A 25,501-nucleotide genomic window follows, 5' to 3' on the forward strand; every position below is an offset into this window, starting at 1 on the left:
GTTGGGAGGAGTTCCTCCATCTCACTTCTTCGCTATTTACATTTTATTCTTCGAACTGCGCTTGAACAAAGGCAAGAGCGCCTTTTCCGTCACGAGTCAGTTTAATGTATTGGCCACCTTCTGTCTTGGCAAGTTTGATACCAAGTTTGTCGGTCTCTGCTTTCATATCTTCAAAGTTAGAAGCAACTTGAGGAGCAAGGATAACCAGATCAAACTCTGGCAACATTTCACGGTGAGCTCCATAGCCACCAGCTGCTGCTTTCACAGGAACCTTGTACTCTGCAGCTGCTTTGTTTAGAGCGTTTGCAAGGAGACCACTTGTACCTCCACCAGCACAGAGAACGAGAACATTTGTTTCTTCTGTGATTGTGTTTTGAGCTGCTTCTACACCTGCTTTTTCAAGAATAGCATCTGCTTTGGCAGTATTGAAGTTTGCAGCTACTTTTTCTTTTAATTCATCATTAACTTTACCAGAACGCTCTTCTTCAAGGATTTGTTCATCATAGACTTTAAGGAATGGATAGTAAATGACAATGTCAACAACGATTAGAAGGGCAGCAAGGATGAACGATAGAACTTGGAAGTTTGTACCGAGAACAATACCGAGCGGACCTGGTGTTGTCCAAGGAAGGTTGGCAGTAAATGAGTTCATGCCGAGCGTTTCAATGAAGAATTTAAAGATCCATACGTTTGCGATTGGAGCAAAGATGAAAGGAATAAAGAAGATTGGGTTCAAGACTAGCGGAGCACCAAACAGGATTGGTTCGTTCACACCGAAGAAGGTTGGTACTACTGACGCACGTCCGATTGCACGGTTTCGTTTCGATTTGGTCAACCACATGAACATGAATGGAACAACCAGTGTCGCACCAGTACCACCCATGGTAACGATAAACATTTGTGTACCAGAAGTAAGAATCTTGTCAGCGTGCATACCTTGTTGGAGAAGGTTCAAGTTGACTTCGGCATTTGCATAGGTAATAGCTGCGATTGCTGGTTCAACGATAGATGGACCATGGATACCAACAAACCAGAAGAAGGCAAAGGCACCAAAGATAATCGTAATACCTAGATAACCATCAGCAGCAGAGAATAATGGTGCAAAGAATTTACCGATTGATTCAGCTACGCTTGCACCCACAAAATGACGAGCTAGTAAATCAAGAGCATAAAGAGAAACAACTGATAGAGTGAATGGAATCACATCTTTAAAGACTTGTGAAATATTTGGTGGAACTTCGTCAGGCATACGAATAGTGACGTTGTTCTTAACACAAACCTTATAGATGGCTACAGTAACAAAGGCAGCAAGGAAGGCTGAAAGCAAACCTTTTGTCCCCAAGAATCCAGTAGCTAGGCCATTTTCGATAGGATCAGCTGCCAACATCAACAAACCAACAATTGCTGCCAACAATGTTGACATATAGTTGATTTGATTGGTTTTTTCCATGCTACGGTTAACTGAGTCCGTCAATGACTTAGCTGTTGTACCAGCTACCAAGAGAGCTAGAATCCCCATTGAATAGCTATAAGGTTTCATGAGGAGATTAACAACATCATCAGACCATTTAAAGCCCCATGAGTTTGGTACAAAAGCAATCAAGATAAAGATACTTGAGAAGAGAATAACAGGCATCCCTGCAATGAAACCATCACGAATAGCACGAAGATAGATATTACGAGATAATTTCTCAAAGAAAGGTTTTCCTTTCTCAATAAATGCAATTAGTTTGTTCATTACTTAACTCCTCTCTTGTAAAGTTCGATTAAATGGTGCATCAAATCTTTTAACAAGATAGTTGTCATCAAGTGATCCTGACCGTGCATCATGGTTACGCTATAAGCTAAGTCCTCACCTGAAGCTTCCTTAGTTAATAGACTTGTTTGCGCGTGGTGTGCCTCCGCGATGCAACCACCTGCTTCCTCCACGAGAGTATCAGCTTTCGCAAAATCGCCAGCTTCAGCAGCCTTCAAGGCTTCCAATAGTTTTGAACGAGCATCGCCAGCATAGGCTACGATTTCAAAACCTAACAATGTTACTTCTTCTCTATTCATGATAGAATTCTCCTTATGTATTTTTAATTAAATTTTTATGACAATAAACGTTGGATATGTAGAACTAGATAAACTCGTTCACTTTTATACAAATCAAGACCCGTATGTTTCGTAATCACATCATAGATCTTGGAACCGACCTCAAATGCCTTTGGATAGGATTGTTTAATATGGTCTTCCATATCTAGAAGCGATTGATTATCATCTCTGGAACGGTCTAAATAATCCAAAAAATAGTTGAGATGAATCATAAAGCGATCATAGAAATGGTTATTCTCTTTGGTTCGTTGAATAGCGTAACTTTTCAGCACTTCTTTGACATTCCTGAGAATTTCTTTCCTTTTATCAATCGACTCAACAACTTCCACTTCATTCTCCCCTTCGGCATTAATGAAATGATAAGCAATCCGAATAATTTCGTCCTCAGGAAAATGATCTGTCAACTTCTGACGATAAATTTCAAATGCTTCATTTGCGATTTGAAAAGCGACAGGATACTTAGTAGAAATATCTGGTAGATTGCTATCCTTGTACCTTCCTTGTGTTAGAGCTTGATAGGAACAGTAAATATGATCTGTCAAGGTCACATAGAGATATTCTTGAATCGGATAGTGATATTTCTTAGAAAGATTATCAATGATCTCGTAGGTCACTGTGATAAAATCAAGCGGAACATCTTTGAGAAGAGCCATAAAGTTTTCTCTGGACTCTTCGGTCTTCATCCGAAAAATTTTCTCAACCTGATTTTCAGCAATCAAATCCCCCTTCTTCTTTCCAAATGTAATCCCTTTACCAATTACAATCACCTCTTCTCCTTTATCATTTCTGACAAGTGAAACATTGTGATTCATTGGATTTAGAATTCGATACATGTCAACCTCCTTTTATATCTTAAAGGTATATGAGTACAAAAAATGACCACAAATGAACTAGAAAATCCTTTGATTTCTAATCCACCTGTGATCATGCCTAATATTACTTAGTAACACTCACCTTGTATTAACTTGTGATTTAAGTATAGCACAAGTAAGTTATTTTGTAAACCTTTACATGTAACTTTTTTTAAAAATTTTTTTAGATTCATGTTCCTAAACTAGGAGAAAGATTTTACACGCGTTCTTTCCATGAAGTCGCTGTAGTTTTGAGAACTTTGTTGAGTTCGTCAATGTTCTCAAATCCAGTTGTACGCAACCACTCACGAGCTGCTGCTTCACCGTCTTTGATGTAGGCTTCAACTGATCCTGCCCATGTAGCACGGCCACAAAGAACTCCATTGAAGTTTGCGCCTGATTCGTGGGCAAAGACAAGTGTTTCTTGGAAGAGTTTAGCTGACACACCTGCACTCAAGTAGATGTATGGCAAGTTAGTTGCTTCATCTTGTGCTTTGAAGAAAGCTGCCGCTTCTTCGCGTGTATGCACAATTTCACCATCACCAAAGCCTTCAACGTATTTAACGTTGACTGGAACTTCCACTTTCAAGACATCGATGTTGAAGCGTGGGTCTGAGAAGACCTTCATAGCACCGATGACCTTGTGTGGTTTCACTTTTGCGTATTCTGCAGAACCTGCGTCAGCAATTTTTTCATCGTAAGCCAAGATTTCAAGGAAGAAAGGAATGTCTTCCGCTACACACTCAGAACCGATGCGTTCGATGTAGGCTTGTTTTTCTTGGTTGAGTTCGTCAGAGCTGTCTACATCGTAGTAAAGCAAGAATTTGACTGCATCCGCACCTTGTTCTTTAATGCGTTTTGCAGACCAAACATCCAAGCAGTCTGGTAAGCGTTTGGTGCTTGTTGTATCGTAGCCAGTTTTCTCATAAGCAAGAAGAAGGCCGGCGTTGGCATCAAGCGCTTTTGTAGCTGGAAGACCATACTCAGGGTCAAGAAGCATAGATGATGCGTATTTTGTCAATTCATCTGCAACCAAGACTTTGAGTTCTTCCATTTGAGCAACAGTCGGCTCTTCCGTTTGGTATTGAGCCATGAGGCGTTTCAAAGCACCACGTTGGTCAAAGGCAAGAGCTGAGATAATGCCGTTCTCGTCAGAGAGTTTTTGCAAGCATGCGCGTTTATTTTCTGTTAAAACCATTTTATACCTCTTTTACTATTAATTGATCATATAAAGCTTGATAGTTGGCCATGTTGACATGACCAGTCATTTTTTCTTGAGCATTGAGCATACCAAGGACATTTGCCTTGATGAGTAATTCTGCATCTGATTCTTTGTGAAGAAGCCCTGAAGAAATTCCTGCTACAGTAGAATCTCCAGATCCGACAGGGTTGACTACCTGAATTCTAGGAATATCTACCTTGTAGAAAGTATCACCATGTTTTGCAAAAGCACCATTTGCTCCAAGTGAAACGATTATCCACTCAATCCCTGCAAATAGAGGCTCTTGAAGAACTTCTTTTAATTCATTCAAATCCTCAGAAACTTCTTTCCCAAGAAGCTGAGACAATTCTTCGTTATTTGGTTTGATTACTGTTGGTTTGTGTGGTGATTCAAGGACAGCCTGAAGGGCAGCACCTGAGCAATCCAGAACAACTGGTTTTCCTGCGCGATTAGCAAGTTCTACTAAGCTTGCATAGTAGTCAACTGGAAGACCAGCTGGCAGACTACCCGAGATAGCAACTACTTCCACAGTGTCGAGAAGATTCTCGAAATGAACCAAGAAATCTTGCCCTTCTTGCTCCAGAACTTCAGGCCCTTTTTCAAGGATTTCTGTTTGGTTGTCTCCGTGCAGAATAGCGATACAGTTACGAGTCTCTCCTTGAATGGAGAAGAAACGTTTCGTTACTTTATCGTCAATATGATCTACTAAAAACTCACCAAGTTTACCACCGACCAAACCGGTAGCAACAACAGAATCACCAAATTCTGAAAGAACTCGTGTAACATTGAGCCCTTTACCACCAGCTGTCTTGGTCACGTCCACCACACGGTTGACAGTATCAATTTTCAATTCATCCAAAGGATAAGAAATATCAATGGATGGATTCATTGTGACTGTTAAAATCATGCGTCACCTCTTAGTCGTGGTATTCACCGCGATCCCATTTTTCAAGGAATTCTGTAAAGAAGTTTGCATCTGCTTGATGAGCATTGTGAGTTTCAACGTGCTCAATTTTCGCAATCAATTTTTTGTTTTCTTCTGATGGCTTGTATTCAGCATTGATGAAAGCTTCAATGATATCGCACATAAGCAACTCACCAGTGATTTTACCACCAAAACCGATAACGTTAGCGTTCAATTGTTCTTTTGCATAAAGAGCTGTTGTCATATCACGAACCAAGGCAGAACGAACTCCTGGAACTTTATTTACAGCGTTGTTGATACCAACACCAGTACCACAGATACATACTCCAAGATCAGCTTGACCGCTTGTAACGGCTTCACCAACTTTTTTACCAAAGATTGGGTAGTGAGTACGTGTGTGGTCATAGGTACCAAAGTCGATGACTTCATATCCTTTTGATTTCAAAAATTCTGAAACCGCCATTTTTTCATCTGTCACGATGTGGTCACATCCAATTGCAATTCTCATTTTTATCTTACCTTTCTTACTGTAATCTAATTAGCACATTTTGTTCAACATATCAACACGAATTTGGTGACGACCACCGTCGTATTTACCGTTAACAAAACCTTTAGCAATATTTTTAGCCAATTCATCACCAACAAGTTGTGCACCCATAGTGATCATACGTGAGTTGTTGTGGCCACGAGTCATATAGGCTGAACGTTCATCTGAAACTTCTGCAGCAACCATTCCTTTGATTTTAGTTGCGACCATGAATGGACCAGCACCATAGGCATCAATCACGATACCAAGGTTTTGTTCTTCTTTGTTTACTTCTGCAGCAACAGCAAGAGTCACATCAACAAAGTCTTGACCTTCAGCTGTAACATCCACAACGTGGAAGTTTTCTTTTTCCAAGAAGTCTTTCACAACTTCTTTCAATCTCAAACCTGCAGCATCTGCACCGATAACAATAGACATATTGTTTACTCCTTTTTATTATTCTAGGCTAGTAAAGACTTTTATAGCTAGCAGTTTACCTACAAAAGACTTTCTAGCAGTTTATTGACAAATTTGATTGAATGAGATGAATAACACCTTATTCAAGTTTAGGAAATCAAGTCCCTAGAAATAATCTCCTTCCGAAGAGAATATAACAAGCGATTATTTGTTTGTTACAAACATAATTTGTTGCTTACAAACATAATATACTCCTATTTACAGAAAAAGTCAACAGTAAATGTTTGTTTTTGTGGTTTTTTATCTAAAATATTTCAATATCAAAACCAATCTGATCAACTTGACCTGGTTCTAAGAGACGGACATTCTTCTTATCTTCTAAATGATCTCCTTCTTCAAGAGATGTTGACAAGCCAGACCATGGTTCAAACGCAATGAAAGGTCCCTTATTCAAAGTTGACCAAATGATGAGATTTGAGAACTCTTGGAAGTGTACTTTTAATCCCTTCTCATGCTTACGAGAACGAAGGGCAATTGTTCTGGATTGCAACTCATCCAAAGTCACTGCATCAACACTAAACAGATCGTAACTGAGATCCACTTCCTTTTGTGAATTCATCCATGGACTTCTATCTCGGAAATCCAGCATGCCTGTTTCTGGGAATGGACGCGGAACAGAGCAAGTCTCTTCCTTCTCAAACTCTAAATAGTAGTCTTCATAAGTTTCGCCATCTAGCAGAGGGCAATTAAACCCTGGATGGCCTCCGATAAAGTATGGCATGACTTTGCTAGTTTCTTTATTAAAGACTTTGTATTGGGTACGAACGGTCTTGCCAGTAACCCTATAAGTGATTTCAAGTCGAAAATGATAAGGATAGTTTTGATAAGTATTCTCATCATCTTCGATAGCAAAGGTTACACTGTTTTCTGTTTGTTCAACTAATTCAAATTCTTTTTTACGGACCAAACCATGACGAGGAATGTTTCCTTTCGTCTCCGTTCCATCTGCATGACTGTATAAGGCTGTATCTTCTCTTAAAGAGCCACAGATTGGGAAAAGTACTGGAGCTTGCCCACTCCAATAGGTGGCATCTCCTTGCCACAAGTACTCAACGCCATCTCGATCCTTGATCGACGACAAGGCACCACCAAAAGTTTTAAATTGGACCGTCAATTGCTCTGATTTTATTTCAATTACCATTATTTTCTCCGATTTCTTGATAGTTTATAAAAAACTAGGCTGTCACTCCACATTAGGAAACTGACAACCTAGTTTTCACAATTTACATTTTATAGGAGCGAATTATTTAGCATTTGCTGCGTATTCTTCATTACGTTTAATCATTTGTTTTCTATACCAAGCAAAGATACCTACATAGAATACTAGGAAGACTACTGCGCCAAGGATTGCTTTAATATCACCTGTTGTGGCATTACCAATTGCCCAACCAAGAAGTTTTTCGATTGGTCCTTCAAGAGTTGAGTGAGTAATCAATTGAGTTTGACTCACACCTTCTGGGAAGGCACCCACACCTTTAGCAAGTTCAGTTGCAAATGGTGCAATAAGTGTACCTGAAAGAAGGAAGAGTGGCAACAAGAGAGTTCCGAAGATAATCATACGGAGCAATTTACCACGAGTAACAACCAAGAGAGCTGGAGTTACACCCATTGCGATGATACCTGCAAGTGGCAAGATACCATTTCCGACTTTAGAAAGAAGTACAGCTTCTACTAGCATGATTGGAGCAAGTACGTTGGCACAAGCCCAGATTTCAGCACGACCAGCGATGAAAGGCCAGTCAAGACCGATGTTAAATTTACGTCCTTGAAGACGTTTAGTAGCAACGTTTGTAATACCTTGTGAAAGTGGTTCTACGGCTGCAATAAACCAAGATCCGATAAGTGAGAAGAGCTCCAAGCAGACACCGGCAGTCAAACCAAGGCTCAACCAACCTTTAATAACAAGTTCCCAAGATGCTGCTTCTTCTACTCCAGCAACTGGATGTGGAGTCCCCATCAAACCGATAACAATACCAAGGATGAAACCGATGAAGAATTTAGATCCCCAGAAACCGATTTTTTTATTCAATTTTGCAGCGTCAAAGTCGTATTTATCAAGACCAGGCAATACTTTATCAAAAATCTTATCCAAAACCATGATAACTGGGTTCATCATGTAGTTCATGTGAGTTGAAGTCATTGGTGATGAACTTGGTGCATTAAGAAGGTCGTCGAATGTTGGTTTCATCAAGTCAGAGTTGATGATTTTCAAAATACCTACAAGGACAACTGCTGCAGTTGCGATGAAAAGGGAAACCCCTTGGCTAACTCCATTGTTGTCTGCGTACCATTTAATCAAAAGACCAGTTATTGACAAGTGCCAGATATCGAAGATATCAACGTCAAGTGTGTCTGTTTTCTTCATTGCAAGCATCACAACGTTGACAATCAACATCACAAGCAAGAAGTAAAGTGTCCAGGCAGAACCCCAAGTGATGGTAGCAAGTGGTGCCCAACCAACGTCAGTGATGTTCAATTGAATACCAGTGTTTTCAACGAATTTCGCAAGTGAAGCTGAGAAAGCTCCGTTGAGCATACCGATGATGGCACCGATACCTGTAAGGGCGATAGCAAGCTTGATACCACCTTCAAGCGCTTTGGAGAATTTCACTCCAAAAAGTAGAGCCAATACTGTCAAAATGATCAGCATGATGATAGGGCCACCCATAGCCAAGATAGGTTTGAAGATATCGTTGGCCAGATTGATAATGACATCCATAATAGTTCCTCCCGTTTTTCTAAGTTATATGAATGTTAACAAGATAAAGGATAAATTAGCTTAGTCCATGTTCTTTGATAGCTGCTTCAATATTGTCAAATACTGGAGCACTCATCGCTGGAATACGGAACAAGATTGGTCCAGCTTCAATTACTGGAATTCCTGGTTCAAAACCAAGGTCAGTTGCAGCGATTGGCGTGAAGATATCGTATCCCTTGATAAGGTCTTCGTTTACATCTTTTACCATGACTGCATCACAGTGAACGTCATAACCACGATTTGAGAGTTCTTCTTCTAGAGCACTTTTAATTTGGTGACTTGAGTTAACACCTGCACCGCAGGCAGCAAGAATTTTAATCATTTGGATTTCCTCCGATTTTATTTTTTAATAGACAAGATTAAGCTGTTGCTTCAGCAATATAAGCATAAAGTCTTTCTGGTTCAGAAATTTTTGATAGATCTTCTAGATGATCCTTCCCTGTAAAGAAATCCATCAACTGAGCCAGAATATTCGTTTGACTTGAACTTGAATTGTTAATGATAAAGAAGAGCAGTGAAACTTCAACCTCTCTATCAGGAGCAATCATATTGTGAAAAGTTACTGGTTTTTCTAATCGAACAACCACTACTTTCTCAGCTAGATTATGAACAATATCTGTATGAGGAATCGCAACATTTGGTAGATCTTTCCCCAAAAATTCCATATCTAAGCCAGTTGGAAATGACTTCTCACGCGCGATCAAGGCTTCACGATAAGTTGGAGTAACGATTTCTCGTTCTTCCAATAAGGTTGCCACCTGATTAAAAAGTTGTTCTTGATTATCCGCTTCTAAGCAAAACACCAGGTTTTTGTCAAAGAAATGATCTAATCCCATAACCTTTTCCCTTCTTTCAATTATCTTTTATGGTATAAGTATAACACTATATGAAATCGTTGTCAATATTTTTTGTTTTATTTTGTTCATTTTTTTGTAATTTTTGTTTTGTTTAAAGAATATAATCAATATCAAACATTTCTATTTTAAAATCTACAAAAAAAGAAGGCTCAAGCCTTCTTCTCTTTCCTTACTCAATAGTAGATAAAATCTCTTCTAACTTATGGTAATCTTTTACACTATCAATTTCATAAATGCTATTGTCTTCTAATTCTTCAACATACACATCTAATTCTTTGATATTATCCTTAACCATGTTGTCCCAGTAGAGATCTACAAATTCACCACTTGCATATGCTTTGTCAATAAAGCCAACAATCTTCTCTGCAGTTGGAGCATCCCAGAATGAAACCCCACTCAAAATGCGACCAGCTTTGCTGTCAACAATGATGTCTTGAACCTTATAGTCATCACCATAAACCAAGAACCACTCATTCGTACAGTCTTCACGATAAACGCTAAAATAGGTAGAACGTTTTAGATCGTTTCTAAACATATTTTTGAAAAGATAGTTATCTGCATCGATGACGTAGCTGTTAGCCAAATCTTCTTTTACTAGATAAAGTGAGTAAAAGTTATTGTAATCAGCATACTTGTCGTTAAAGACTAAACGGACACCATATTTCTCTTTTAGGTAGTCAAATTGTTCTTTTAGGTAACCGACAACGATGATAATCTCATCAATTCCTCTCTCTTTCAAAAACTCGATTTGGTATTCTACCAAAGGTTTTTGATTAACCTTAACCAAAGCTTTTGGGGTATTTTCAGTCATAGGGCGCAGACGAGTTCCTAATCCCGCTGCTAAAATAATCGCTTTCACATGAATCTCCTTTATTCTTTAATAATAATATAAACACCAGCCATAACAATAAGTGAAGTGATAATTGTCAGCATATCTAGCGGTGCACCTAAGAAAACAGCTGCAAATAAGACAGTCCAAACTACATAGCTCACATTCAAACCTGTTGCTTTCGCAGGTTGCAAACGATTAATAGCGATATAATAAGCTAAATAGGAAATCATATCAAAGGCCGCAAAGACAATCAAGAGCCCTAGTAATTGTCCGTTTGCCACTTCTGCAAATGAATGGTGAGAAAAGAGTACAATCACAAGATAGGACAAGAATGAAGTTACTTGTCGGATTAACAAGGCTTCAATTTCACTTAATTCACTTTCCATAGCATAGGAGCTGAGAACACTTTCACTCCCCCAGGCAATGGCACAGATAAGGGCGCAAAGAATTCCAATGTAAAACGAGTTAACTTGTTCAACCTTGTAGGTTTGAGCAATGATAGCTGCAATAATCAAGAAAACACCGAATACTGTGTTCTTTGAAACCTTGTGTTTCAAAATGAAGAAGGCGAGTAAAACTGAAACTGCCGGGTAAATAGCAGATACAGATGAAGCTAGAGAACTACCAATATATTTAACCGCATAAAGATTGGCTTGCATACCAATTGGTCCAGCTAGCAAAGCTCCAATAATAACACTGACATTTCGAATATTTAAGAAAATAGAAAGTCGAACTTTTCCTTCTTTTACTAAAAGAAAAGCTAACAAGATAAAGATACTCAAGAAATCATGAGCAGCAGCCACCACAAAAGGCGAAAGATTTGTAAAAATTGAAAAGATATAAGCACTAATCGTTAGACCTAATCCCCAGAAAATACCAGAGAGCAGACCAAAAGAAACACCATTTTTATTCTTCATCCTAACCTCCATAATAAGTCAAACTTTCGACAGCTCTTTGGTAACGACTAACACCGTAATCTCCAAAATCAGCTCCTTGAGCTTCTTTGTACACTGTCCACAAACTCCAGATAGTATCTTGCAAGATTTTATAGATACGAATCTTCTCACGTGACACAGGCGTTTTGTCACTTTCATAGTAGGAAAGGAAAGCATCTTCCTCTTGCTTTGTAAATTCAGACTCTAAGAAAAGTGCTGCCAAATCCCACATCGGGTCATTCATGGAAGAGTATTCCCAGTCAATCAAATACAAACGACCTTGTGGTGACTCGATAAAGTTTTCTGGAACCAAATCGATATGACAGGATTTTCTATCAACACCCAAATCAGCCAATCTTTTCTCTAGCAAGAATACTTCTTTTCTCACAGCTTCATAGTTTTCATAGGGGATAGGTCCCTCAATCAAGGATTCATATTTGCTGATTTCCTCAAAAGGAGCAAACTCTCCTCTTAATTCTTTCCCTGAAGCGTGGATGGTTTGTAAAATTGGTGCAATCTTTTCAAACTTGGACTTGATAGATATTGAATCAAGAGTTACTGCCGATTCGATGTATTCATTTACTTTAATCCCTGACTCAATATCAAAGAGGTAATTTTTGACATCTAAATCTAAATCCTCTAAAAGTTCAAGATTGTACTTTTCATTTTGACGATTGATGAGTTTTTCAGTCCCTTTACCAAAAAATTTCACAATATACTGTTTGTTGGTTGTTTTGACCAAATAGTTTTGGTTGGTCATGCCTCCCAGCTGTTCAACACTGAGGACTTCCTCTTCTTCAGCTAGTAAAGAAGAAATTTTTTCTTTGATGAGTTTCTCCACAAATAACCTCCATCTTCTAAACTTCCCACTTGAATACTGTTTTAAAAGCAGTATTTAGGTCTGTAGCAAAGACACGGTGAATGTCCTTGATTTCTCTCACGGGTTCTTCAACATAAAGAATATTTTTCAGACGATTCGCAAACTTCTTGACTTCCATCATTTGAATGGCTTTCTCAAAATCGACACGTCCAGAGCGAGACGATCCCACTAATAGCAATCCTTTTTCCAAAGCATCTCGTGTATTGATATTAACCTTGTACTCGCTCACTCCCATCATGAGGATCGTTCCCTGTGGACGAATATAGCGAATCAGGTCATTGATAGCTGGTCCTGTACCATCACCACCGCAACACTCAAATCCATGATCAAAGGTCAAATCCTCTGGGATATTATCCGTGATATAGCACTCTTTTGCAAAAGAGAAGAGCTCCAATTTTTCCAAATGGCGACCAATCACGATAATCTCTGCTTCCGGTAGTGTGTAATTGATAATATTGGCAACCACAAAGGCCAAACTACCATCTCCAATAACAGCGATGCGCTCTCGCTTGCTATGAGCAAGATGCAGGAATCGATCCACAGCATGCATACCAACACTTACAAACTCAGTAATTGCTGCAACTGTATCTTCGATATCATTATAAGAAACGACTCGGTCTTTTGGAAGAGAGACAAATTCTCGCATAAAACCATCGTGACCACTAGATAGGAAGTAGGTCCCTGTCATGTAGTTCTCGTAGAATTCCTTGTCACTCTGCATAGGCGGTTGATTTGGAATCATGACCACCTTTTGACCGACTTCATAAGTCCCAGTCGGATCTGAAATAACAGTTCCACAAGACTCATGAATCATGGCCATAGGAAGTTTTTTAGCCAATATCTTTGGATCACGCTTCCCTTGATAGTATCGTTGATCCGCATGACAAACCGCCATATAATTTGGACGAATCAGGATATGGTTCTCCTGATCAATGTCCTCTTCTTGGTATTGTACATTGATAAACTTTGGTTTTGTCAGTTGATAAATTTGATTAATCATAGCCTTAGTCTTTCTCAATCATGCTTTTTGCGATTTTCAAGTCTGTTACAGTTGTGATTTTAAGGTTTGAATACTCACCTTTGGCTAAGGCAACATCCTTCCCTTTGATAACAAAAATCTTACATGCATCCGTTAGGATTTCCTTTTCTTGATCAGATAGGGAACCATACAAATCCATGAAATCCTTGCAACGGAAAGTCTGAGGTGTTTGACCTTGATAGAGGTGAGCACGATTTGGAATATCCGTGATAAACTGACCATTGGTACTTTCAACAATGGTATCAACCGCTTCTACTACTGTGTCAACCGCATCATGATTTTGGGCGAGTTTGATATTGTCCTGGATCATGCGAAGTGTAATAAAAGGACGAACAGAGTCATGGGTAATCACGATATCTTCTGGAGTGATTGGACGGTAGGCATTAATGGCTTCTATAATTTTCTCAATACTTGTATTGCGATCAGCACCACCCTTGGTAATGATGATGCGATCCTTGTGGAGAGAAAGATACTTGTCAACCAAGTCCTCAGCGTATGACACCCAGTCTCCATGAACTCCAACTACAATTTTTTCAATACTTGGTTCCAAAACAAATTTTTCGATTGTGTGGATCAAAATGGGTCGATCACCCAACTCCAAGAATTGTTTTGGTAAATTACTGATTCCCATGCGTGTGCCAGTTCCTCCGGCTAGGATTCCTGCATAGATCATTTATATTCTCCTTTAGTTTATTCTAAAAAAATCATTACTATCTATTATATCACAATATATGCCTATCATGAAGAAAAGATAAAGAGCCACCATGTGAATCGGCTCATTATTTAGGATGAAAAATGAACAATATTCAACAAAATCTGAAAAATTATAATAAATTAAGAAATAAATTTAGGTTATTCTCTATACCCCTCATTCAACGTTCGGTTAATATATAGTTCTTTAGAATATAATAGAAACCTTAAAGAAAACTTAAACATATTTTTAGAAATACAAGAAAAAGCTAGGAAAATTGTGGCATCCATTTTTGTAAATTTAAGAAAGCAATCTCTACGATGTTTTAAACTATTGTTAGACTTTTGCTCCTAAAATTGGTAAAATAAAAAAGAAAATAATAGAAAAAGGAAACTATAAACCGCTATGATGAACATGCAGAACATGATGCGCCAAGCACAAAAACTTCAAAAACAAATGGAACAAAGTCAAGCAGAACTCGCTGCCATGGAATTTGTTGGAAAATCAGCTCAAGACCTTGTCCAAGCAACTCTAACTGGTGATAAGAAAGTGGTCAGCATTGACTTTAATCCAGCAGTTGTAGATCCAGAAGATCTTGAAACCCTTTCTGACATGACTGTTCAAGCGATTAACGCTGCACTTGAACAAATTGATGAAACGACTAAGAAGAAACTCGGTGCTTTCGCTGGAAAATTGCCTTTCTAATCCACAAAAAAAGAGAAACATCTGTTTCTCTTTTTTTCTTAGAAATCAAAGAATTCCATTGCTTTCTTTAAGAGTAATTCCGTGTATTCCGGATCATCTTGAGCCATTGTGACTTGTGACTGGACCATTTCAAGATTATCCGTTATCATGCCATCTGCTCCAAGTCTGACTGCCTTATCAAAGGACTCAGAACTATTCACAGTCCAAACATATAGTTTCTGATCTGTTGTCCAAAGTTTATTGACAAAGTATTCATCCAAAGTTGAATATTCCATGGTATAACCAGTCGCCTTGGTTCTCGGAAACACACTATTATATGGCAGAATGAAGTACACTGGAATTTCAGGATCGTAAGCCAAGACCTTATCAATCACATGATAGTCTAGTGACTGCATCTGGTGGCCATATTTCTTGATCGTCGTTCCATACTTTTCAAGGAAATGGTCCATCATTTGTGGGCTATCTTTTTTACTGGTTTTAATCTCAATCAACAATTTTTGGTTTAAAGCATTTGCTCGCTCTAAATAGGCATCAAAACTTGAAATCTTTGTTTGATAACCATTCTCGTAAATATCTGTATTTGTTAATTCATCCAGAGTTAAGTCTTGCGGTGTAGCATTAATTCTTGCTAGCGATTTAAGGTTAGCATCGTGCATCATCACGAACTGACCGTCTTTCGTTTCCTGAACATCCATTTCAATGAGATCTGGTTTTAGTTGAGCTGTTTTTTCCAAAGACTGCACAGTATTTTGAACACCATTTTTATTACTTACTCCTCTGTGCGAAATCACTAAAGGTGTATTGGTATCCGGAGACTCCAAATAGATGTAACCTTCTAAAGCAAAGAAGATACTTGCACACCCCATGACTCCCCACCTCATCAAATGGTCTTTCTTTCGCCTTGGCATGATCTCCAACTCTTCTCCTGTCAGGAAGGAAACAAACTTCACTAGGAAATAAGTCAGAGTCATGTAATGGAGGTTTTTAATCAAGATAAAATTAATCACACCAAGAATCAAGGATTCTTTTTGAGTAAAATTATCCATTACCGCCTGAGCAAAGAGCAAGGGAATTAACAAAACAAAGAAGAAGAGATAGGTTTTAATGATAATGAGTAGGAGATGCCAAGAGAAGAAAAGGACGTTTTTCTTCGTCTTTTGGAGACTATATTTCACACTTTCTCTTACTGTCTTTCTTTCAAAGAGAATCTTAGGAAGGGCAAACATGAAGCGAACAGAAATGTAGAGAAAGATCCAAGCGGATGCTATGATCAACAGCCCTACCAGCCAGTTCTTATCTTCTAGGTATGTAACGATAAAATCAGGGATAATAATCTTATTGAGATAGTAGATTTTTAAAATTTTCCTAATAAAAGGAAAAAGTAGAGCTACATAAAAGAAGACAAAGGCCATCTTACAAAAGCTCAATCGTTTGACAAATAGAAAGCTCTGGTGAAAGACTTTTCGACTATATTCAATCAGGGTTCTCTTTTCATGGTAGAGGAGGTGACGCGCCCCGATAAACAAAAGACAGATTTGAAAATAAGCCACTAAAAGATTGATTGCTATTAAAATGAGAAAGGCTAAACTGACAAAAGGCGAGCCTTGTATAATCGCCCAAAAGTTATTGTAGGAGATAAACAAGTAACCTGTTTGTCTTAGAAGTATGCCAGCTATCCATGAATTCAATGGCAACCAAACAAACTCTACCATCATAAATATCAAGAAAAATAGAAATAAAATCTTATCTAGGTTATAGTATATCTTCCTAAAACCTAGCTTTTTAGGTTTTTCAGGTTTCATAGGCACTCCTAGTCTAAAAATTGAGATAAATCTAAGCCACCGAAAGGACTATTCAGAGAAAAACTACTCTGGTCTTCTATTAATAACTTTCCTTCATCCGATTCCAGAAAGGCTTCGTAAACACGCGCCGTCATGCGGGCATCCTCTAAACTGTTATGAGACTTCCCGTGAAAACCTAAAAAATTCGCGACAGTTTGTAATTTAAGATTAGCTATCCCGTGTAGGTCAGAACTACGCCGTTCAAAAGCCTCATCATATAGATCAACCTTATACTGGTCACGATAATCGATACCGTGCTCCAAGAGAATAGGCAGATCACTCTTGGCCGCATTGTAACCAACCATAGGTAAATTACCAGCAAAGGTCTGAAAATCTCTTAAAACTTGTTCCACCATTGGCGCATCTTTCAAGGTTTCAGCTGTGATTCCAGTTAAGCCATTGATAAAACTCTTCAAAGGTGCTGTAGTATGAACATAAGAATCAAAGGCACTTATTTCTTGACCATTTTGAAAGCGAACTGCTGATACTTGAATTAAATGGGTAACCCCTTCGTATTGATTGAACTCCAAATCAAAGGCAATATAATCTCTTAATTTTTCCATATTTTACCTCAATTTCAACTCGATTTAAACTATAAATAATAAAAGAAGCTATCAGGTTAGTGAATAACCCAAACAGCTTCTTTATTTTCCTCCAAATAAGCGAGCAAAAAAGCCTTTTTTGGTTGCTTGAACTTCTTCTTTTGCTTGATCCAACTCTAGTTTCAAACTTTCTTGATCCTTCATGGCTTGAAGAGTTAATTGTTGCTGTTGGTCCAATTGTTTGTCCTTTTCAGCAATCTGTCGATCTTTAACACGCATCTGCTCATCTTTTTCTGTCAACTGCTGGTCTTTGGCCTTAAGTTGCTCGTACAATCGAAGAATTTCAGCATTCTTCTCATCGACCAAGATTTCCATCAGTTCACGTTGTTTGACATCATCACTGACTGGTTCATCCTCAAAAATCGTTTTTTTGTAGATTTCTTCTAGCTTAATCAAGCCACTTCGAGTAACTACAGTTACACCTTTGTCATTTTTTTTCGTGTCCTCTTCTGGAAGTTCTTTGACACGATTGTTGATTGCTTGACGAGAAAGTCCTAGGACCTCTGCAATCTCACTGACGGTCATTTCAATACTCATAATATCCTCTGAAACGTTTTCTAGCTTTTCTTTACTTAAATCTTATCATAAGCTAGATAAACTGTCAAATTTTCGCTTAATCCATAGCCTTTAAAAAGGCCAGTAAAACTTGGGCAGAACTACGTCCAGCTTCAATGATAAACTCATCAAAAGAGATAGAAGCTTCGTGATTGGCATTGTCGCTCATGGCACGAATGACTAAGAAAGGTAGGCCAAGAGCCTGAGCCGCTTGAGCAATGGCTGCACCCTCCATTTCAACAGCTAAAACATCTGGAAAGTGGGACTTAATACTAGCAATCTTATCCTCCCCAGCTATAAAACTGTCCCCTGTAGCAATCAAGCCTAGGTGCCATGTCTGCTCTAATTGAGATAAGTTTTCTATAATCCTAGCGATGAACTTCTTATCGGATTCAAAGTAAAGAGGTTGACCAGCCATTTGTCCATAAGCATAGCCAAAAGCAGTTACATCCACATCATGGTAAGCCAACTTATCCGCAATCACTACATCTCCAACAGCAATCCCTTCTGCAACTGCACCTGCCGATCCTGTATTGATAACGGCATCTACTTGGAAATGGTCAGCTAACACCGCTACACTCATAGCTGACATGACCTTTCCAATCCCACTCTGAACTAGAACAACCTCTGTCTTGCCAACAGTGCCAGTGTAGTAAGTATTTCCGAGGACTTGGACTTCTTGTGCTCGATCTAAATTCTGAGTCAAGTGTACGAGCTCTTCTGGCATTGCTGCAATGATTCCAATTTTCATTTTATTTCCTTTTCTATTACAAAAGTTTCATCGCCAACACAAGTAAAATCAAGAGTAGGATGACTGCAAACAAGATGCGATTGAGTTTCGAGTTGAAAACATTTCTCTTGGTATTCTCAATGCGACGGCTCTTATGAATCGTTGGCTCTACTTCGATTGTTAAAGTATCTTGAATAGAATTATAGTCTCTAGAACGTGAATAACCAAAGTTTTGTGAAGAAGTTGATAAAATTTTAGTTTCCTCGTCATCTTGAAGAGGTGGCCCAGAGATTTTCTCCCCACGATTGGCACGTTCGATTATTTCATCTGTTAACAAAGGTTTTCCCATGGGCTACTCCTCTATTTCTTTTGCAATTCCCAGTACTGGATTGCCATAATCGTCTTGGCATCACAGATATGGCCAGACTGAATTAAGTTTTTTGCTTCCTCAAGGCTGACCTCTAGAACTTCCAAGGTTTCATCATCATCTTGCGGGCGAGGATTTTCTACCTTAGTTAAATCTCTTGCGAGGTAGAGTTTTAATTTTTCGTTACAAAAACCAATAGCAGAGTAGAAATCATATAGAAGCTCTAACTTACCCGTATAGGCAACCTCCTCCTCCAATTCACGAAGGGCCGCCGACATGGGATCTGCATTTTCACCAATTTCCAGTTTACCAGCAGGAACTTCATAAGAGATAGCTTCAATAGCTTTTCTGTATTGCTTAACAAGGACGATTTTGTCCTCAGCTGTTACAGCTAGAACACATACGCCTCCATTGTGAAAAATCAGATCACGTTGGGCAGTTCCCTTCCCTTCTGGTAGTTCCACCTGATCTTGCACTAGCTTAAAAATAGGACCTTGGTAGATTTCCTTCCGGCTAATCGTTTTTTCTTCAAATTCCATAATAGACTCCTACTGATTCTTAGGATGATGAGGCAAACGTAGTGCATATTCATCTTTATTAACTTGACGTCCACGTCCAATAGCAATGGCGTCAGCTGGAACATCTTTTGTAATCGTTGAACCAGCTCCAACTAGTGAATTATCACCAAGTTCCACTGGAGCAATGATGGTTGAGTTTGATCCAACAAAGACATTATTGCCAATGACAGTCTTGTACTTATTCTTCCCGTCGTAGTTAACTGTAATCGTACCTGCGCCAAAGTTAACATGGCTACCTACCTCACAGTTTCCGATATAGGTCAAATGACCTGCCTTGGTATTTTCACCGATTGAAGATCCTTTTACTTCAACAAAGTTTCCAATGTGAACTTGGGAAGCTAGACTTGAGCCTGGACGAATATGAGCATACGGACCGACTGTCACACCATCTGCAACTGTACTTTCCTCAATCATGGAATTCGTAATCACAGCTCCAGCTCCGATAGCGCTATCCACGATATAAGTTCCATTTGTTAAAACAGTTTCCGCCCCAATCTTCGTTTGACCTTTCAAGGTAACGTTGGCTTCGATTTGAACTTCAGGTGCAATCTCGACATCAATATCAATGTAAGTTGCTTCAGGATTGACAAAGCTAACACCATTAACCATGTGCTTTTGATTGATACGGCGGCGCATCACTGCTTCCGCAGTGGCAAGAGCCACACGGTCATTTACTCCAAGACTTTCATCAAAATCCTTGAGAGTATAGGCGCCAACCTTCTCACCTGCGTTACGGAAAATACCAATCACATCAGTAATATAGTATTCTCCTTGAGCATTGTTAGTGTTGATATTTTTAAGTGCTTCAAAAAGACGTTCATTGTCAAATACATATGTTCCTGTATTGATTTCCTTAATTTGCTTTTCAAAGTCTGTGGCGTCTTTCTGCTCCACAATGCGAAGAACTTCAGCATTATCGTTACGGACGATACGACCATACCCAAAAGGATCTGCTGCTTCAGCCGTTAAAATAGTCGCCACATTTTTGTGATTGATATGGAAATCCAAGAGATTTTTCAAGCTTTCACCTGTAATCAGAGGAGTATCTCCAGCGATAACCAAGGTGTGCCCAGAGCGATTTTGGAGAATGGGTTCTGCCATCATAACGGCATGCCCAGTTCCTAGTTGTTCCGATTGAATGACAAAGTCTGTCTGACCAGCCAATACTTGCTCAACTAACTCCGCCTTGTGTCCCACAACAGTGACTGTTTTTTCAGGTTGAATAGCATCAACACTACGAAAAACATGCTCCAACATCGAAATTCCTGCTACTTTATGAAGTACCTTTGGAAGATCTGATTTCATGCGAGTACCTTTACCCGCTGCTAAGATAATGGCATAATTTGACATACTATTCTCTTTTCTGTAAAAATTCCCTTATATTATACCATAATTTACTTCCTTAGGAGTAAACAAACAGAGAAATAGGGGAAAACATGCTAGTTCATTCATCTTTTCAACGTTTTCTTTGATTTTTTTATCTATTTACGTTAAACTAATTAGATATGAGAAAAGAGATTCATCCAGCTATTATTTTTAGTCTATTCACCATTGTTATAGCTATTTTAATCTTTAATAAACCAGCTTATGAAGACCATTCGGTCAAGTCAAAAAGCAACACTGTCCAAGTTGAAAACCAGGCCTTGCATAATCTTGATAAACCTATTATTGACATTTCTGGTTGGCAAAGACCGGAGGAGATAAACTACGATATTTTATCTCAAAATATTTCTGGAGCTATTGTTCGCGTACACAGTGGTACTCAACACACGGAAGCAAATGATGCAGCCTTTATCAACGGGGTCGATAAAGCCTATAAAAATCACATTTCAGAATTTCAAAAGCGCAATGTTCCCGTAGCCGTCTATGCTTATCTAGCTGGTACGAACAAAGAAGAAATGGAAAAAGCGGCTGAAGTTTTCTACAATTCTGCTTCTCCATACAATCCTAGTTATTACTGGCTTGACGTTGAGCAAAAAACAATGGCCGATATGAATGACGGAGTCGAAGCTTTTCGGGCTAAACTTGAATCGCTGGGCGCTAAAAATATCGGGATTTACATTGGTGTTTATTTCATGCAAGAGCATAGTATCAATACAGAGAAGTTCTCTGCTGTCTGGATTCCATCTTATGGGACGGATTCAGGTTACTTTGAAACCACGCCTAATACTGATTTAGACTATGACCTCCATCAGTATACTTCCAAAGGAAAAATTGCAGGATTTGAACATCACCTAGATATCAATCTCATTTCTACTGATAAGGAAAAAGAAGAAACCTTCAGAAAGCTATTTTTAAGACCATAAAGCAAGTGAAAATCGCAACTTTTTCACTTGCTTTTTCATTTTTTTGCCGTCTGTGTTATAATTGATAAGACAGAGAAAGAAATTTATGAAATTGAGGAGTCTAATATGTTTTCATGGATTGCACGAGTTATTAAAGGAATCGTCATCGCCTTAGGATTTATCCTACCTGGAATTTCTGGCGGTGTTCTGGCAGCGATTTTGGGGATCTACGAGCGAATGATTGGCTTTCTTGCTCATCCCTTTAAAGATTTTAAAGAGAATGTCCTATACTTTATCCCAGTAGCCATCGGGATGTTGCTAGGTATTGGTTTATTTTCTTATCCGATTGAGTATTTGCTAGAAAATTACCAAGTCTATGTTTTGTGGAGTTTTGCTGGAGCTATCATCGGTACAGTTCCTAGCCTCCTTAGAGAATCTACTCGAGAATCTGATCGTGACAAGGTTGACCTAGTCTGGTTCTGGACTACCTTTATCCTTTCAGGTCTAGGGCTCTACGCGCTAAACTTTGTTGTTGGTTCTCTCAGCGCCAGTTTCGCTAGTTTCATCTTGGCAGGTGTTCTTTTAGCTCTAGGTGTCTTGGTGCCTGGTTTAAGTCCATCAAATCTACTCTTGATTTTAGGACTGTACGCTCCGATGCTAACTGGCTTTAAGACCTTTGATTTATTTGGTACCTTCCTTCCTATCGGGATTGGTGCAGGAGCAACTCTTATTATCTTTTCAAAATTAATGGACCATGCCTTGAACAACTACCACTCCCGTGTTTATCACTTTATTATTGGAATTGTGCTATCAAGCACCCTCTTGATTTTGATTCCAAATGCTGGAAGTGCTGAAAGTATCCAATACACTGGACTTTCCATCGTAAGCTATGTTCTCATCGCCTTCTTCTTTGCACTTGGCATTTGGCTTGGTATCTGGATGAGTCAATTGGAGGATAAGTATAAATAATGGCAAAAAAAGTAAAAATTAAAAAAACTCTTGTCGAGCAAATCTTAACCAAAGCAGGAATTGAGCATACAGGGATTCAAATCAATGCGCTTGAGGGTGAACTTCCTTCGGAATATGATCGAACACATATCTTTAAAACCTTGGCTCTGCTGGGGGACAAGACAGGCCCAATTATCGGAATCGTCCCCATAACAGAACACCTCGCTGAAAAAAAATTAGCAAAGGTTTCTGGTAATAAAAAAGTGAGTATGATTCCACAAAAAGACCTAGAAAAAACGACAGGCTACATTCATGGAGCTAATAACCCCGTCGGCATTCGCCAAAAACACAACTATCCTATTTTTATTGATAAAACAGCTTTAGATTTAGACAAAATGATCGTCTCTGCTGGGGAAGTCGGGCATAGTATCATTATTGCTCCACAAGACTTGGCTAGCTTTGTGAAAGCAGATTTTGCAGATATCTTGGAGGAAAACAACTGATGAAACTCTATTTTGTGCGTCATGGCCGAACTATCTGGAATCTTGAAGGACGTTTCCAAGGTGCCGGAGGGGACTCACCTCTTCTTCCTGAGTCTATTGATACCTTAAAGGCTCTCGGTCAATATCTCAGCAATATTCCTTTCGATGAGATTTATTCAAGTGATTTACCAAGAGCGGTCAAATCTGCTGAAATTATCCAAAGTCAACTCCAAACGCAATGTCCTTTAGAGACTATTCCTGACCTGCGTGAATGGCATCTCGGAAAACTAGAGGGATTAAAAATTGCAACATTAGAGGCCATCTACCCACAACAAATCAAGGCTTTTCGTACAAACTTAGCTAAGTTTGATACAAGAATGTTTGAAGCGGAATCCCTCTACAGTACAACTCAACGTACCATTCAATTTATCAAATCTCTGAAGAGGAGTCAGGCTGAGAGAGTTCTAATTATTGGCCATGGAGCTAATCTTACTGCCAGTCTTCGTACTCTTCTAGGCTATAAAGAACCTCTTCTTCGTAAAGATGGCGGTCTAGCAAATGCCAGCCTGACAATTCTTGAAACCCATGATTTTGAAACATTCACTCTTGATACTTGGAATGATACCTCTTATCAATAAAGAACTTGATCTTAATGGTCAAGTTCTTTTTAGTTTTTATAGAATATCCGTGAATTTCTTGACTATTTATGATAAAATGGGAGTATCGTGAAAAATTGATTTATTATTTCAAAATTTGATTAAAAATTAGGAGGAACCCATGTCTACAGAACATATGGAAGAACTAAATGACCAGCAGATCGTTCGCCGTGAAAAAATGGCTGCGCTCCGTGAACAAGGAATCGATCCCTTCGGAAAACGTTTTGAACGTACTGCTAACTCTCAAGAACTAAAAGATAAATTTGCTGACCTTGATAAAGAACAACTACATGAATTAAACGAAACTGCTACTATCGCTGGACGTTTAGTTAGTAAACGTGGGAAAGGGAAAGTCGGCTTTGCTCATTTACAAGACCGTGATGGCCAAATCCAAATCTATGTTCGTAAAGATGCTGTGGGTGAAGAAAACTACGAAATCTTTAAGAAGGCTGACCTAGGAGACTTCCTCGGTGTCGAAGGTGAAGTCATGCGGACAGATATGGGAGAGCTCTCTATCAAGGCAACTCATATTACACACTTGTCTAAAGCACTTCGCCCACTTCCAGAGAAATTCCATGGTTTGACTGACGTTGAAACTATCTACCGTAAACGTTACCTTGATTTAATTTCAAATCGCGAAAGTTTTGAACGCTTTGTCACTCGTTCAAAAATCATCTCTGAAATTCGTCGTTATCTAGATGGACATGATTTTCTTGAAGTGGAAACACCTGTACTTCACAACGAGGCCGGTGGTGCTGCTGCCAAACCATTTATTACACACCACAATGCTCAAAATATTGATATGGTGCTTCGGATAGCTCTAGAACTTCATCTCAAACGTCTAATTGTCGGTGGTATGGAACGCGTCTATGAGATTGGCCGTATCTTCCGTAACGAAGGAATGGATGCAACTCATAATCCTGAATTTACTATGATTGAGGTTTACCAAGCTTATGCCGATTTCCATGATATTATGGATTTGACAGAAGGTATTATCCAGCATGCTGCAAAGGCTGTCAAAGGAGATGGTCCAGTAAACTATCAAGGCACTGAAATCAAGATTAATGAACCATTTAAACGTGTTCACATGGTGGATGCTATCAAGGAAATTACTGGTGTTGACTTCTGGCAAGATTTGACTTTCGAAGAAGCCGTAGCTCTTGCCAATGAAAAACATGTACCTGTTGAAAAGCATTACACTGAAGTTGGTCACATCATCAATGCCTTCTTTGAAGAATTTGTCGAAGAAACATTGATCCAACCAACCTTCGTTTATGGACATCCAGTAGCTGTATCTCCACTCGCTAAGAAAAACCCTGAAGATGAACGCTTTACTGACCGTTTCGAGCTCTTCATTATGACCAAAGAATACGGAAATGCCTATTCTGAGTTGAATGATCCAATCGATCAACTTAGCCGTTTCGAAGCTCAAGCCAAAGCTAAAGAACTTGGGGACGATGAAGCAACAGGTATCGATTACGACTACATCGAGGCTCTTGAATACGGTATGCCACCAACAGGTGGTTTGGGTATCGGTATCGACCGTCTCTGCATGCTCCTCACTGATACAACTACTATCCGTGATGTATTGCTCTTCCCAACAATGAAATAATACTCTTATCCTCTGGTACTTGCCAGAGGATTTTTTGATGCAAAAAGAGATTG

Annotated in this window: 29 protein-coding genes; 6 read left to right on the plus strand and 23 right to left on the minus strand. The window is 39.0% G+C overall.

Translation table 11 applies throughout. The annotated features are described in order from the left end of the window. Positions 1-43: 43 nt before the first annotated feature. The 16 genes from HMPREF1125_RS09490 to HMPREF1125_RS09565 form a co-directional block, all read right to left on the minus strand. Positions 44-1,738 (minus strand): lactose-specific PTS transporter subunit EIIC, encoded by a 1,695-nt coding sequence (locus HMPREF1125_RS09490; RefSeq protein WP_001037312.1) that lies wholly within the window; start codon positions 1,736-1,738, stop codon positions 44-46. After that, positions 1,738-2,055: a PTS lactose/cellobiose transporter subunit IIA gene (locus HMPREF1125_RS09495; RefSeq protein WP_001078328.1), complete on the minus strand. Its 318-nt coding sequence runs from the start codon at positions 2,053-2,055 to the stop codon at positions 1,738-1,740. Before HMPREF1125_RS09495 ends, HMPREF1125_RS09490 begins: the two co-directional genes overlap by 1 nt. A gap of 35 nt (positions 2,056-2,090) precedes the next feature. After that, a complete protein-coding gene (locus tag HMPREF1125_RS09500) occupies positions 2,091-2,927 on the minus strand; it encodes a PRD domain-containing protein (RefSeq protein WP_000285742.1) in 837 nt (278 codons plus the stop codon). Positions 2,928-3,162: 235 nt separating this feature from the next. After that, positions 3,163-4,143, minus strand: coding sequence for a tagatose-bisphosphate aldolase (gene lacD / locus HMPREF1125_RS09505; RefSeq protein ID WP_000244539.1), 981 nt, complete (start codon positions 4,141-4,143; stop codon positions 3,163-3,165). A gap of 1 nt (position 4,144) precedes the next feature. Further along, a complete protein-coding gene (locus HMPREF1125_RS09510; RefSeq protein WP_000604297.1) occupies positions 4,145-5,074 on the minus strand; it encodes a tagatose-6-phosphate kinase in 930 nt (309 codons plus the stop codon). Between the two features lie 10 nt (positions 5,075-5,084). Continuing rightward, entirely contained in the window at positions 5,085-5,600 is a 516-nt protein-coding gene (gene lacB / locus HMPREF1125_RS09515) for a galactose-6-phosphate isomerase subunit LacB (RefSeq protein ID WP_001216921.1), read from the minus strand. 30 nt (positions 5,601-5,630) lie between these two features. Then, positions 5,631-6,056 carry a galactose-6-phosphate isomerase subunit LacA gene (gene lacA / locus HMPREF1125_RS09520; RefSeq protein ID WP_000029277.1) on the minus strand — a complete coding sequence of 142 codons (426 nt, stop codon included), beginning with the start codon at positions 6,054-6,056 and terminating at the stop codon, positions 5,631-5,633. Positions 6,057-6,339: 283 nt separating this feature from the next. Continuing rightward, positions 6,340-7,236 (minus strand): aldose 1-epimerase family protein, encoded by an 897-nt coding sequence (locus HMPREF1125_RS12640; protein ID WP_000234164.1) that lies wholly within the window; start codon positions 7,234-7,236, stop codon positions 6,340-6,342. A gap of 102 nt (positions 7,237-7,338) precedes the next feature. Next, the gene (locus HMPREF1125_RS09530) at positions 7,339-8,814 is read right to left on the minus strand and encodes a PTS galactitol transporter subunit IIC (protein ID WP_000382524.1); all 1,476 of its coding nucleotides are present in this window, start codon (positions 8,812-8,814) and stop codon (positions 7,339-7,341) included. Positions 8,815-8,869: 55 nt separating this feature from the next. Then, a complete protein-coding gene (locus HMPREF1125_RS09535; protein ID WP_000590551.1) occupies positions 8,870-9,175 on the minus strand; it encodes a PTS sugar transporter subunit IIB in 306 nt (101 codons plus the stop codon). Between the two features lie 37 nt (positions 9,176-9,212). Then, the gene (locus HMPREF1125_RS09540; protein ID WP_000521984.1) at positions 9,213-9,689 is read right to left on the minus strand and encodes a PTS sugar transporter subunit IIA; all 477 of its coding nucleotides are present in this window, start codon (positions 9,687-9,689) and stop codon (positions 9,213-9,215) included. Between the two features lie 190 nt (positions 9,690-9,879). Next, positions 9,880-10,569 carry a sugar phosphate nucleotidyltransferase gene (locus tag HMPREF1125_RS09545; protein WP_000643949.1) on the minus strand — a complete coding sequence of 230 codons (690 nt, stop codon included), beginning with the start codon at positions 10,567-10,569 and terminating at the stop codon, positions 9,880-9,882. Positions 10,570-10,580: 11 nt separating this feature from the next. Further along, positions 10,581-11,459 carry a DMT family transporter gene (locus tag HMPREF1125_RS09550; RefSeq protein WP_000791838.1) on the minus strand — a complete coding sequence of 293 codons (879 nt, stop codon included), beginning with the start codon at positions 11,457-11,459 and terminating at the stop codon, positions 10,581-10,583. A 1-nt stretch (position 11,460) separates the two neighbouring features. Continuing rightward, positions 11,461-12,318: a phosphotransferase family protein gene (locus tag HMPREF1125_RS09555; protein ID WP_000413079.1), complete on the minus strand. Its 858-nt coding sequence runs from the start codon at positions 12,316-12,318 to the stop codon at positions 11,461-11,463. Positions 12,319-12,334: 16 nt separating this feature from the next. Further along, positions 12,335-13,357, minus strand: coding sequence for a ribitol-5-phosphate dehydrogenase (locus HMPREF1125_RS09560; protein ID WP_000609919.1), 1,023 nt, complete (start codon positions 13,355-13,357; stop codon positions 12,335-12,337). Between the two features lie 4 nt (positions 13,358-13,361). Then, positions 13,362-14,069 (minus strand): 2-C-methyl-D-erythritol 4-phosphate cytidylyltransferase, encoded by a 708-nt coding sequence (locus tag HMPREF1125_RS09565; protein WP_000638520.1) that lies wholly within the window; start codon positions 14,067-14,069, stop codon positions 13,362-13,364. Between the two features lie 423 nt (positions 14,070-14,492). On the opposite strand from HMPREF1125_RS09565, the gene HMPREF1125_RS09570 reads away from it, so the two are divergent. Next, the gene (locus HMPREF1125_RS09570; RefSeq protein ID WP_000981516.1) at positions 14,493-14,792 is read left to right on the plus strand and encodes a YbaB/EbfC family nucleoid-associated protein; all 300 of its coding nucleotides are present in this window, start codon (positions 14,493-14,495) and stop codon (positions 14,790-14,792) included. Between the two features lie 38 nt (positions 14,793-14,830). On the opposite strand, the gene HMPREF1125_RS09575 is transcribed toward HMPREF1125_RS09570, so the two are convergent. The 7 genes from HMPREF1125_RS09575 to glmU form a co-directional block, all read right to left on the minus strand. Continuing rightward, positions 14,831-16,594 carry a glycerophosphoryl diester phosphodiesterase membrane domain-containing protein gene (locus tag HMPREF1125_RS09575; RefSeq protein WP_000801708.1) on the minus strand — a complete coding sequence of 588 codons (1,764 nt, stop codon included), beginning with the start codon at positions 16,592-16,594 and terminating at the stop codon, positions 14,831-14,833. A gap of 8 nt (positions 16,595-16,602) precedes the next feature. Further along, positions 16,603-17,196, minus strand: a complete 594-nt coding sequence (locus HMPREF1125_RS09580) for a 3'-5' exonuclease (RefSeq protein WP_000413634.1) — start codon at positions 17,194-17,196, stop codon at positions 16,603-16,605. A gap of 81 nt (positions 17,197-17,277) precedes the next feature. Then, a complete protein-coding gene (gene rocS, locus HMPREF1125_RS09585; RefSeq protein WP_000021251.1) occupies positions 17,278-17,772 on the minus strand; it encodes a chromosome segregation protein RocS in 495 nt (164 codons plus the stop codon). A 76-nt stretch (positions 17,773-17,848) separates the two neighbouring features. After that, positions 17,849-18,541 (minus strand): 5'-methylthioadenosine/adenosylhomocysteine nucleosidase, encoded by a 693-nt coding sequence (locus tag HMPREF1125_RS09590; RefSeq protein WP_000689805.1) that lies wholly within the window; start codon positions 18,539-18,541, stop codon positions 17,849-17,851. 16 nt (positions 18,542-18,557) lie between these two features. Then, entirely contained in the window at positions 18,558-18,869 is a 312-nt protein-coding gene (gene macP / locus HMPREF1125_RS09595; protein ID WP_000517855.1) for a cell wall synthase accessory phosphoprotein MacP, read from the minus strand. A gap of 11 nt (positions 18,870-18,880) precedes the next feature. After that, the gene (locus HMPREF1125_RS09600; protein ID WP_000393801.1) at positions 18,881-19,426 is read right to left on the minus strand and encodes an NUDIX hydrolase; all 546 of its coding nucleotides are present in this window, start codon (positions 19,424-19,426) and stop codon (positions 18,881-18,883) included. Between the two features lie 9 nt (positions 19,427-19,435). Next, the gene (gene glmU / locus HMPREF1125_RS09605) at positions 19,436-20,815 is read right to left on the minus strand and encodes a bifunctional UDP-N-acetylglucosamine diphosphorylase/glucosamine-1-phosphate N-acetyltransferase GlmU (RefSeq protein ID WP_000073739.1); all 1,380 of its coding nucleotides are present in this window, start codon (positions 20,813-20,815) and stop codon (positions 19,436-19,438) included. Between the two features lie 155 nt (positions 20,816-20,970). Here glmU and HMPREF1125_RS09610 point away from each other — a divergent pair, with 155 nt between their 5' ends. The 5 genes from HMPREF1125_RS09610 to lysS all read left to right on the plus strand — a co-directional run bounded on the left by HMPREF1125_RS09610 (position 20,971) and on the right by lysS (position 25,448). Beyond that, a complete protein-coding gene (locus HMPREF1125_RS09610) occupies positions 20,971-21,771 on the plus strand; it encodes a glycoside hydrolase family 25 protein (RefSeq protein ID WP_001224381.1) in 801 nt (266 codons plus the stop codon). 105 nt (positions 21,772-21,876) lie between these two features. Further along, on the plus strand, positions 21,877-22,719 hold the full coding sequence (locus HMPREF1125_RS09615; protein ID WP_000493301.1) for a DUF368 domain-containing protein: 843 nt from the start codon (positions 21,877-21,879) through the stop codon (positions 22,717-22,719). Beyond that, positions 22,719-23,201 (plus strand): aminoacyl-tRNA deacylase, encoded by a 483-nt coding sequence (locus tag HMPREF1125_RS09620; RefSeq protein WP_001085914.1) that lies wholly within the window; start codon positions 22,719-22,721, stop codon positions 23,199-23,201. The genes HMPREF1125_RS09615 and HMPREF1125_RS09620 overlap by 1 nt, the downstream gene beginning before the upstream one ends. Then, the gene (locus HMPREF1125_RS09625; protein WP_000780794.1) at positions 23,201-23,818 is read left to right on the plus strand and encodes a histidine phosphatase family protein; all 618 of its coding nucleotides are present in this window, start codon (positions 23,201-23,203) and stop codon (positions 23,816-23,818) included. Before HMPREF1125_RS09620 ends, HMPREF1125_RS09625 begins: the two co-directional genes overlap by 1 nt. A gap of 139 nt (positions 23,819-23,957) precedes the next feature. Then, the gene (lysS, locus tag HMPREF1125_RS09630) at positions 23,958-25,448 is read left to right on the plus strand and encodes a lysine--tRNA ligase (RefSeq protein WP_000102429.1); all 1,491 of its coding nucleotides are present in this window, start codon (positions 23,958-23,960) and stop codon (positions 25,446-25,448) included. The last annotated feature ends 53 nt before the right edge of the window (positions 25,449-25,501 follow it).

This window comes from Streptococcus oralis SK304 (assembly GCF_000287715.1).
GTDB classification, from domain to species: Bacteria; Bacillota; Bacilli; order Lactobacillales; family Streptococcaceae; genus Streptococcus; species Streptococcus oralis_Y.

What these genes read in the sequence shown, in the direction of transcription:
- HMPREF1125_RS09540 (WP_000521984.1), bottom strand. Translation starts at nt 9,689, where the DNA reads ATGGGATTAGATCATTTCTTTGACAAAAACCTGGTGTTTTGCTTAGAA.
- HMPREF1125_RS09575 (WP_000801708.1), bottom strand. Translation starts at nt 16,594, where the DNA reads ATGAAACCTGAAAAACCTAAAAAGCTAGGTTTTAGGAAGATATACTAT.
- HMPREF1125_RS09550 (WP_000791838.1), bottom strand. Translation starts at nt 11,459, where the DNA reads ATGAAGAATAAAAATGGTGTTTCTTTTGGTCTGCTCTCTGGTATTTTC.
- HMPREF1125_RS09570 (WP_000981516.1), top strand. Translation starts at nt 14,493, where the DNA reads ATGATGAACATGCAGAACATGATGCGCCAAGCACAAAAACTTCAAAAA.
- HMPREF1125_RS12640 (WP_000234164.1), bottom strand. Translation starts at nt 7,236, where the DNA reads ATGGTAATTGAAATAAAATCAGAGCAATTGACGGTCCAATTTAAAACT.
- HMPREF1125_RS09620 (WP_001085914.1), top strand. Translation starts at nt 22,719, where the DNA reads ATGGCAAAAAAAGTAAAAATTAAAAAAACTCTTGTCGAGCAAATCTTA.
- HMPREF1125_RS09490 (WP_001037312.1), bottom strand. Translation starts at nt 1,738, where the DNA reads ATGAACAAACTAATTGCATTTATTGAGAAAGGAAAACCTTTCTTTGAG.
- HMPREF1125_RS09530 (WP_000382524.1), bottom strand. Translation starts at nt 8,814, where the DNA reads ATGGATGTCATTATCAATCTGGCCAACGATATCTTCAAACCTATCTTG.
- lacB (WP_001216921.1), bottom strand. Translation starts at nt 5,600, where the DNA reads ATGAGAATTGCAATTGGATGTGACCACATCGTGACAGATGAAAAAATG.
- HMPREF1125_RS09625 (WP_000780794.1), top strand. Translation starts at nt 23,201, where the DNA reads ATGAAACTCTATTTTGTGCGTCATGGCCGAACTATCTGGAATCTTGAA.
- HMPREF1125_RS09495 (WP_001078328.1), bottom strand. Translation starts at nt 2,055, where the DNA reads ATGAATAGAGAAGAAGTAACATTGTTAGGTTTTGAAATCGTAGCCTAT.
- HMPREF1125_RS09590 (WP_000689805.1), bottom strand. Translation starts at nt 18,541, where the DNA reads ATGAAAATTGGAATCATTGCAGCAATGCCAGAAGAGCTCGTACACTTG.
- rocS (WP_000021251.1), bottom strand. Translation starts at nt 17,772, where the DNA reads ATGAGTATTGAAATGACCGTCAGTGAGATTGCAGAGGTCCTAGGACTT.
- lacA (WP_000029277.1), bottom strand. Translation starts at nt 6,056, where the DNA reads ATGTCTATTGTTATCGGTGCAGATGCTGCAGGTTTGAGATTGAAAGAA.
- macP (WP_000517855.1), bottom strand. Translation starts at nt 18,869, where the DNA reads ATGGGAAAACCTTTGTTAACAGATGAAATAATCGAACGTGCCAATCGT.
- HMPREF1125_RS09500 (WP_000285742.1), bottom strand. Translation starts at nt 2,927, where the DNA reads ATGTATCGAATTCTAAATCCAATGAATCACAATGTTTCACTTGTCAGA.
- HMPREF1125_RS09535 (WP_000590551.1), bottom strand. Translation starts at nt 9,175, where the DNA reads ATGATTAAAATTCTTGCTGCCTGCGGTGCAGGTGTTAACTCAAGTCAC.
- HMPREF1125_RS09600 (WP_000393801.1), bottom strand. Translation starts at nt 19,426, where the DNA reads ATGGAATTTGAAGAAAAAACGATTAGCCGGAAGGAAATCTACCAAGGT.
- lysS (WP_000102429.1), top strand. Translation starts at nt 23,958, where the DNA reads ATGTCTACAGAACATATGGAAGAACTAAATGACCAGCAGATCGTTCGC.
- HMPREF1125_RS09510 (WP_000604297.1), bottom strand. Translation starts at nt 5,074, where the DNA reads ATGATTTTAACAGTCACAATGAATCCATCCATTGATATTTCTTATCCT.
- glmU (WP_000073739.1), bottom strand. Translation starts at nt 20,815, where the DNA reads ATGTCAAATTATGCCATTATCTTAGCAGCGGGTAAAGGTACTCGCATG.
- HMPREF1125_RS09615 (WP_000493301.1), top strand. Translation starts at nt 21,877, where the DNA reads ATGTTTTCATGGATTGCACGAGTTATTAAAGGAATCGTCATCGCCTTA.
- HMPREF1125_RS09560 (WP_000609919.1), bottom strand. Translation starts at nt 13,357, where the DNA reads ATGATTAATCAAATTTATCAACTGACAAAACCAAAGTTTATCAATGTA.
- HMPREF1125_RS09580 (WP_000413634.1), bottom strand. Translation starts at nt 17,196, where the DNA reads ATGGAAAAATTAAGAGATTATATTGCCTTTGATTTGGAGTTCAATCAA.
- lacD (WP_000244539.1), bottom strand. Translation starts at nt 4,143, where the DNA reads ATGGTTTTAACAGAAAATAAACGCGCATGCTTGCAAAAACTCTCTGAC.
- HMPREF1125_RS09565 (WP_000638520.1), bottom strand. Translation starts at nt 14,069, where the DNA reads ATGATCTATGCAGGAATCCTAGCCGGAGGAACTGGCACACGCATGGGA.
- HMPREF1125_RS09610 (WP_001224381.1), top strand. Translation starts at nt 20,971, where the DNA reads ATGAGAAAAGAGATTCATCCAGCTATTATTTTTAGTCTATTCACCATT.